This is a genomic window from Rhodococcus sp. CX (assembly GCF_015865005.1).
Lineage (GTDB): Bacteria > Actinomycetota > Actinomycetes > Mycobacteriales > Mycobacteriaceae > Rhodococcus.
This window is the reverse complement of record NZ_JADZGH010000088.1, coordinates 1-7,794: the sequence shown is the minus strand read 5'-3', so window position 1 is coordinate 7,794 and position 7,794 is coordinate 1. Positions and strand designations below refer to the sequence as shown.

Annotated in this window: 6 protein-coding genes and 1 pseudogene; 6 read left to right on the top strand and 1 reads right to left on the bottom strand. The window is 68.4% G+C overall.

The window, feature by feature from the left end:
• The 4 genes and pseudogenes from I0Q12_RS09470 to I0Q12_RS09455 all read left to right on the top strand — a co-directional run.
• A pseudogene (locus tag I0Q12_RS09470) lies at nt 1-599 on the top strand (acetyl-CoA C-acetyltransferase); the annotation flags it as partial.
• Between the two features lie 34 nt (nt 600-633).
• Complete coding sequence (locus tag I0Q12_RS09465; RefSeq protein WP_197251686.1) at nt 634-1,398, top strand: SDR family NAD(P)-dependent oxidoreductase; 765 nt, start codon at nt 634-636, stop codon at nt 1,396-1,398.
• Nucleotides 1,399-1,436: 38 nt separating this feature from the next.
• Nucleotides 1,437-3,074, top strand: a complete 1,638-nt coding sequence (locus I0Q12_RS09460; RefSeq protein ID WP_231610360.1) for a class I adenylate-forming enzyme family protein — start codon at nt 1,437-1,439, stop codon at nt 3,072-3,074.
• 296 nt (nt 3,075-3,370) lie between these two features.
• Nucleotides 3,371-4,192: a class I SAM-dependent methyltransferase gene (locus tag I0Q12_RS09455; RefSeq protein ID WP_197251684.1), complete on the top strand. Its 822-nt coding sequence runs from the start codon at nt 3,371-3,373 to the stop codon at nt 4,190-4,192.
• Nucleotides 4,193-4,480: 288 nt separating this feature from the next.
• On the opposite strand, the gene I0Q12_RS09450 is transcribed toward I0Q12_RS09455, so the two are convergent.
• Nucleotides 4,481-5,677 (bottom strand): acyl-CoA dehydrogenase family protein, encoded by a 1,197-nt coding sequence (locus tag I0Q12_RS09450; RefSeq protein WP_197251683.1) that lies wholly within the window; start codon nt 5,675-5,677, stop codon nt 4,481-4,483.
• A gap of 202 nt (nt 5,678-5,879) precedes the next feature.
• Here I0Q12_RS09450 and fabG point away from each other — a divergent pair, with 202 nt between their 5' ends.
• Together fabG and I0Q12_RS09440 are read left to right on the top strand one after the other, a co-directional pair.
• The gene (fabG, locus tag I0Q12_RS09445; protein ID WP_197251682.1) at nt 5,880-6,620 is read left to right on the top strand and encodes a 3-oxoacyl-ACP reductase FabG; all 741 of its coding nucleotides are present in this window, start codon (nt 5,880-5,882) and stop codon (nt 6,618-6,620) included.
• 43 nt (nt 6,621-6,663) lie between these two features.
• On the top strand, nt 6,664-7,794 hold a 1,131-nt coding region (locus I0Q12_RS09440; RefSeq protein WP_197251681.1), incomplete at its 3' end, for an acetyl-CoA C-acetyltransferase.

Below are 7,794 nucleotides of genomic sequence, written 5' to 3'. Positions count from 1 at the left end.
CCGCCGCGGCCACCGATGCGGGCGCCTTCACCGGCCAGATCGCCCCCGTCGGCGACTTCGCCACGGACGAGGGCATCCGCCGCGGCGGCACCCTCGAGTCGCTCGGCAAGCTCAAGACCGTCTTCAAGGAGGACGGTGTCATCCACGCCGGCAACTCCTCGCAGATCTCCGACGGCGCAGGCGCCCTGCTCATCACCAGCAGCGAATACGCTGCGGCGCAGGGCTGGACCCCGCTCGCGCGCATCCACACCGCCGTCGTCGCCGCCGACGACCCGGTCGTCATGCTCACCGGCCCGATCCCCGCGACCGAGAAGGCGCTGAAGCGTTCCGGTCTGTCCATCGACGACATCGGCGCCTTCGAGATCAACGAGGCGTTCGCCCCGGTGCCGCTCGCGTGGCAGGCCGAGACCGGCGCCAAGCTCGACCGTCTCAACCCGCTCGGCGGTGCCATCGGCGTCGGCCACCCGCTCGGCGGCTCCGGCGCGATCCTCATGACGCGTCTCGTGCACCACATGCGCGACAACGGAATCCGCTACGGCCTGCAGTCCATGTGCGAGGCCGGCGGCATGGCCAACGCCACCATCCTCGAACTCCTCTGACCTGACCCGCATCGACCGAAGGAAATCGAACACCATGGAACTCAAGGGACTTTCGATCGCGATCACCGGAGGCGCCTCGGGCCTCGGCCTCGCCACCGCGCGCCGCGTCCTCGACGCGGGCGGCACCGTCACCCTCATCGACCTGCCCACCTCCAACGGCGCGGACGTCGCGGCCGAACTCGGTGACGCTGCGGTCTTCGCCCCCGCCGACGTCACCGACGCCGACCAGTTCGCCGCCGCCCTCGACGTCGCGCACGAGCGCGGCGGGCTGCGCGGCGTCGTCCACTGCGCCGGTGCCGGCCGCAAGATGCGCGTGCTCGACAAGGAAGGCAAGGCCGGGTCGCTCGAGGACTTCGAGTTCGTGATCCGTCTCAACCTCATCGGCTCGTTCAACGCGCTGCGTCTCGGCGCCGAGCGCATGGCGCAGCTCGAGCCGATCGACGGTGAGCGCGGCGCGGTCGTCATGACCGCTTCGGTCGCGGCGTTCGAGGGCCAGATCGGGCAGATCAACTACTCGGCGTCGAAGGCCGGCATCGTCGGCATGACGATCGTCGCCGCCCGCGACCTGGCCAGCAAGGGTATCCGCGTCAACACGATCGCCCCCGGCATCATGGACACCCCGCTGCTCGCCCGCCTGCGCGAGGACGTGCGCGCGTCGCTCGAGGCGACCGTCCCGAACCCGTCCCGCCTGGGCCGCCCGGACGAGTTCGGCCGCCTCGCGGCGTCGATCCTCGAGAACGGCTACATCAACGGTGAGACGATCCGTCTCGACGGTGCCATCCGCATGGCTCCTCGGTAAACGGCTGTTTAGCAATGGATCTCAGCACTCTTACCCAGATGCACCTGACCTACCCGCAGGTCTCCGTCGCCGTGTGGGCGCAGAGCATGGGTGCTCGCTACGGGGACCGGCTCGCCATCGTCGACGGTGACCGCACCTGCACGTACCGCGAACTCGACGAGCGGTCCGCGCAGTTCGCGAGCGCGCTCGCCGCGTCCGGTGTGCGGCCGCGAGATGTGGTGCTGCTGCACATCGGCAACTGCATCGAGTTCGTCGTCGCCTACTACGGCACGCTGCGGGCCGGTGCGACCGTCACCCCGGTCAACCCGCTGCAGCCGCTGCCGGGTCTGCGTCGCCAGATCGAGGAGACCGGCGCGGTCGTCGGTGTCAGCCAGCCCGCGCAGGCACAGACCCTGCGGGACGCCGCGGCCGGTACGTCGCTCACGACGGTGGTGGTCGCCGGTGACGGGGTCGTCGCGGACGGCCCGGTCGTCGGGTTCGACGCGTTCCTCGCCGGGAAACCCACCGAGTTCGCGGCGGCCGAGGTCACCGGCGACGACGTCGCGCACCTCGCCTTCACCGGCGGTACGACCGGCATCTCGAAGGGCGTGCGGGTACTGCACCGCAACGTCGTCGGCAACGTCACCCAGATGTGCGCGTGGCGCGCGGGGCACGCCGTCCGGGAGACCCCCGACGGCCTGGTCACGCTCGAGCCGATCGAGGAACTCGACATCTACGGCGTCCAGCCCGGCACGGGCTCGACGGTCGTGGTGTCGCCGCTGTTCCACGCGCACGCGCTGATCAACACGTCGTTCCTGCTGATGTGCGGATTGACGCAGGTGATGGCCGGCCGTTTCGATCCCGCGCGCATGCTCGAGCTCATCGAGAAGCACGAGGCGAGCTACATCACGGGCAGCCCCGCGATGTGGCATTCACTGGCCACCCATCCGGATGTCGCCACCCGCGACACCTCGACGGTGCGGGTCGTCTCGTCCGGTGCCGCGCCGATCGACCGCGGCACGCTCGAAGCGCTGGTCACGGCGTTCCCCAATGCGCGGGTCACCGAGGGCTACGGCCTGACCGAGGCGACGTGTGTGGTCACGGCCAACCCGCTGGGCGTCGGCACGGACTACCGCCTCGGCAGTGTCGGGATCCCGATCTTCGACACCGAGGTGCAGATCCGCGCGCAGGGCACCACGACCGAGGTCGGTCCCGGGGAGCACGGTGTGCTGTGGGTCCGAGGACCGCAGGTCACCGACGGCTACCTGAATCATCCCGACATCACGGCGCAGCAGTACGTCGACGGATGGCTCGACACCGGTGACATCGCCTACAAGGACGAGGACGGCTACGTGTTCATCGCGGACCGCGCGAAGGACATGCTGATCTACAAGGGCTACAACGTGTACCCGCGTGAGCTCGAGGAGATCCTGGTGTCGCACCCGTCGGTGTCGACGGCCGCGGTGATCGGCCGCGACGCCGGCGCGGTCGGGCAGGAGCCCGTCGCGTTCGTGGTCCCGCGTGACGGCGCCGACGTCGACGAGGCTCAGCTGATGGCGTTCGTCGCCGAACAGGTGTTGCCGTACAAGAAGATTCGCGATGTCGTGGTGGTGGATGCGCTACCGACGTCGGCGGCCGGCAAGATCCTCAAGACGGATCTGCGGTCGCGACTGGCGGAGGTCGCGCTGCCGAGCTGACGACGAACCCCCTCCCTCGTATCCGATCCCGTGTATCCGAGCGAACGGCACGCTCGGTCGGTTGAAGGAGACGAGCGGTACATTCGCTCGGTCACGGGGGAGGGTTACCCGACGATGCAGACCGGTGGCGGCGTCCCTCGATGGGACGCCGCCACTCGGCGTCTGCGGCGCCGCCTCGCGGGATTCGGGTGCTGCGGTGCTGATCACGGCCGACGAGGAGACCGCCGTGTTCCCCCTCATGGGAAATTACCGTACATTATTCCTCTAAAGTAAGCCTTAGCTGATTTGAGGACGAGATGAGCGACGACAAGAGCACCGCAGGATCCTCGGGAGAACTCCCCCTCGCCGAACGCGACGCCGCACATGTGCCGGGGCACTGGCTGCTTGCACGTCTGGGCAAGCGCGTCCTGCGCCCGGGCGGCAAGGAACTGACCGAGCGGATGCTCGCCGACGCGAAGCTCGTCGGCGCCGACGTCGTCGAACTCGCTCCCGGCCTCGGCCGCACCGCACAGGACATCGTCGCTGCCGGACCGAAAAGCTACGTCGGCATCGAATCCGACCCGAAGGCAGCCGATCTCACGCGCCGCGCGATCGCCGGCAACGGGACGGTCGTGTCCGGTGACGCCGCAGAAACCGGTCTCGACGACGCGTCGGCCGACGTCGTCGTCGGCGAGGCCATGCTGACGATGCAGACCGACAAGCACAAGGCGGAGATCGCCGCCGAGGCGCATCGCGTGCTGCGCGACGGAGGCCGCTACGTCATCCACGAACTCGCGATCGAACCGGACAACGTCGACGACGAGGTCAAGACCGAGATCCGCAAGACGCTGGCCCGTTCCATCAAGGTCAACGCCCGCCCGCTGACGGCGCAGGAGTGGAAGGACCTGCTCGTCGATGCCGGCTTCGAGGTCGACGTCGTCGGGTTCGCCCCCATGAAGTTGCTGGACCCGTCGCGGATCGTCGCCGACGAGGGTCTGCTCGGCACCCTGAAGTTCGTTTCGAATGTGCTGCGCGACTCGGACGCTCGCGCCCGGGTGCTGCAGATGCGGTCCACGTTCACCAAATACCGCAACCATCTCGTCGCGATCGAGGTCGTCGCCCGCAAGAAGGCCGCCTGACGCTCTCTCCAGCAGATCGTTAACTCCAGCGCACCTGCCCGGTGACCGGCCGGTGAACCGAGCGGGAGGTTGTGCGCAAAAACTTCGAGAATATCGCACACAACCTCCCTCTCGGTGGACTCTCAGCGTCCGCGTACAGACGCGAGATCGGAACCGGTGCCGGGTTCGGTCATCGCGATCGCGGTCATGATGTCACCGGAGACGAACCTTCCCTACACGACACAGCCCCGGCGCCATCCGCGTGAGCGGACAGCTCCAGGGCTGTGTGTTGTTCTGTTACAGCGGGATTCAGCCGCGCTGGGCCTGCTTGACGAGCCCGCCGCCGATGATCAGGCGCTGGATCTCGCTGGTGCCCTCGTACAGGCGCAGCAGGCGCACGTCGCGGTAGATGCGCTCGACGGGAACCTCGCGCATGTAGCCGGTGCCGCCGTGGATCTGCACCGCGAGATCGGCTACCTTGCCGACCATTTCGGTGCAGAACAGCTTCGCGACCGACGGTGCGATGCGGCGGTCGGTCTCCTCGACCCACGCCTTCGCGGCGTCGCGGACGAGCGCGCGACCGGCCATCACTCCGGTCTGCTGATCGGCGATCATCGCCTGCACCAGCTGGAAGTTGCCGATCGGGGTGCCGCCCTGGGTTGCGGTGGCCGCGTAGGCAACCGACTCGTCGAGCGCGCGCTGCGCCTGACCGACGGACAGCGCGGCGATGTGCACGCGACCGCGGGCGAGCGAGACCATCGCGGCCTTGTAGCCGACGTCCTCGCTGCCACCGACGAGCGCGGAGTTCGGCACGCGCACATCGGTGAACGCGACGTCCGCGGTCCAGGCGCCTTCCTGGCCCATCTTGGCGTCCTTGTTGCCGACCTGCACACCCGGAGTGTCCGCGGGCACGAGAAACACGGCGATGCCGGTGCCGTTCTCGTCGGCCGGACGGGTGCGGGCGAACACGACGAACAGGTTCGCCAGCGGCGCGTTGGTGATGAAACGCTTCTCGCCGTTGATCACCCAGTCGTCGCCGTCGCGCACGGCCTTGGTGCGCAGGCCCGACGGGTTGGACCCGGCGCCGGGCTCGGTGAGCGCGAACGACGCGACGACCTCGCCGGAGGCGATGCCCTCGAGCCACTGTGCCTTCTGCTCGTCGGTACCGAAGTTGACGAGGACCTGCCCGGCGATGCCGTTGTTGGTGCCGAACATCGAGCGCAGCGACAGAGTGGTGTAGCCGAGTTCCATGGCCAGTTCCGCGTCCTGCTGCAGGTTCAGGCCGAGGCCGCCCCACGCCTGGGGGATCGCGTATCCGAACAGGCCCATGTCCTTGGCCGCCTGGCGGATGTCGTCCGGGATCGCGTTGGTGTCGGCGATCTCCTGTTCACGGGGCACCACCACATTGCGCACGAAGGCACGCGTCTGCGCGAGGATCTCCTGGAAGTCGTCGTCGTCGACCTCGGGGGCCGGAACGGACTTGGTGGCTGTCGACGAAGTGGTCATGGCAACAACCATCGATCGTTCCGGGCGGCCTGTCCAATACGAATGGGGTATCTCCACATAGGCACTGTCGATGGTTCCGACGGGGTCGACGGCACGGTTCCGCCGTTATATTCGGATCATCAACTCGTGCGGACTGTCCGCACCTGCCGCTCGTGTGCCTTCCACCGATCCTCTCGGAAGGTCGCATGCCGAAAGGATTCGCATGTCTTTGCTGGAGAACCGTACTGCCGTCATCACCGGTGGGGCCCAGGGCATCGGTTTCGCGATCGCCCAGTCCTTCGTCGAGCAGGGAGCCAAGGTCGTCATCGGCGACCTCGACCTCGATGCCGCGACCGCCGCGGCCGAGAAGCTCGGTGGCCGTGACGTCGCGCGTGCCGTGAAGGCGAACGTCGTCGAGTCCTCCGACTGGGACACGCTCCTCGCCGAGGCCGTCGACGGATTCGGTTCGCTCGACGTCGTCGTCAACAACGCCGGCATCACCCGCGACGCGACGATGCGGACGATGACCGAAGAGGACTTCGACCTGGTGATCGCGGTGCACCTGAAGGGCACCTGGCACGGCACCCGCAAGGCGTCGGCGATCATGCGTGAAGCCAAGCGCGGTGCGATCGTGAACATCTCGTCGCTGTCCGGCAAGGTCGGCATGGTCGGCCAGACCAACTACTCGGCCGCGAAGGCCGGCATCGTCGGCCTGACCAAGGCCGCCGCCAAGGAGATGGCGCACCACGGCGTGCGTGTCAACGCGATCCAGCCCGGCCTGATCCGGTCCGCGATGACCGAGGCCATGCCGCAGAAGGCATGGGACCAGAAGATGAGCGAGATCCCGATGGGCCGCCCGGGTGAGGTCGACGAAATCGCTTCCGTCGCACTGTTCCTCGCGTCCGACATGTCCTCCTACATGACCGGCACGGTCCTCGAGGTCACCGGCGGCCGCTTCATGTGATCGCGTCCCGCGACGCCATCCATCTCCCTCTCGAAAGGTCATCATGCGCGACGTAGTCATCTGCGAACCGGTTCGTACCCCGATCGGCCGCTACGGCGGAATGTTCAAGTCCCTCACCGCAGTCGACCTCGGCGTTGCGGCGCTGAAGGGTCTGCTCGACCGGACCGGGATCGCACCGGACGCGATCGAGGACGTCATCCTCGGCCACTGCAACGGCAACAGCGAGGCCCCCGCGATCGGTCGCGTCGTCGCGCTCGACGCCGGACTGCCGATCACCGTGCCGGGCATGCACATCGACCGCCGCTGCGGGTCGGGTCTGCAGGCCGTGATCCAGGCCGCGCTCCAGGTGGGCAACGGCGACAACGACGTCGTGGTCGCCGGTGGCGCCGAGTCGATGTCCAACGCCGCGTTCTACTCCGTCGACATGCGCTGGGGCGGCGCCCGCACCGGTGTGCGGATGCACGACGGTCTGGTCCGTGCTCGCGAGACGGCCGGCGGCAAGTTCTACCCGGTGCCCGGCGGCATGATCGAGACCGCGGAGAACCTGCGCCGCGAGTACTCGATCTCCCGCGCCGAGCAGGACGAGCTCGCCCTGAACTCGCACCTGCGGGCCGTCGCCGCCCAGAAGAACGGGATCCTCGCCGAGGAGATCGTCCCGGTGACCGTGACCAGCCGCAAGGGCGACCAGGTCATCGGCACCGACGAGCACCCGCGCGCCGACATCAGCCTCGAGTCGCTCGCCGCGCTCAAGCCGATCATGGGCAAGCAGGACCCCGAGGCGACCGTCACCGCCGGCAACGCCAGCGGCCAGAACGACGCCGCGTCGATGGCGATCGTCACCACCCCGGAGAAGGCCGCCGAGCTGGGGCTGACCCCGCTGGTGCGGATCGTCTCGTGGGGTCTGGCCGGCGTCGCACCGAAGATCATGGGCATCGGCCCGGTCCCGGCGACCGAGAAGGCGCTCGCGAAGGCGGGCATCACCCTCGCCGACGTCGACGTGATCGAGCTGAACGAGGCCTTCGCGGCCCAGGCGCTCGCCTGCACCCGCGAGTGGAAGTTCACCGAGTCGGACTTCGAGCGCACCAACATCCACGGTTCCGGCATCTCGCTGGGCCACCCGGTCGGCGCGACCGGTGGGCGCATGCTCGCGACCCTCGCGCGTGAGCTGCACCGC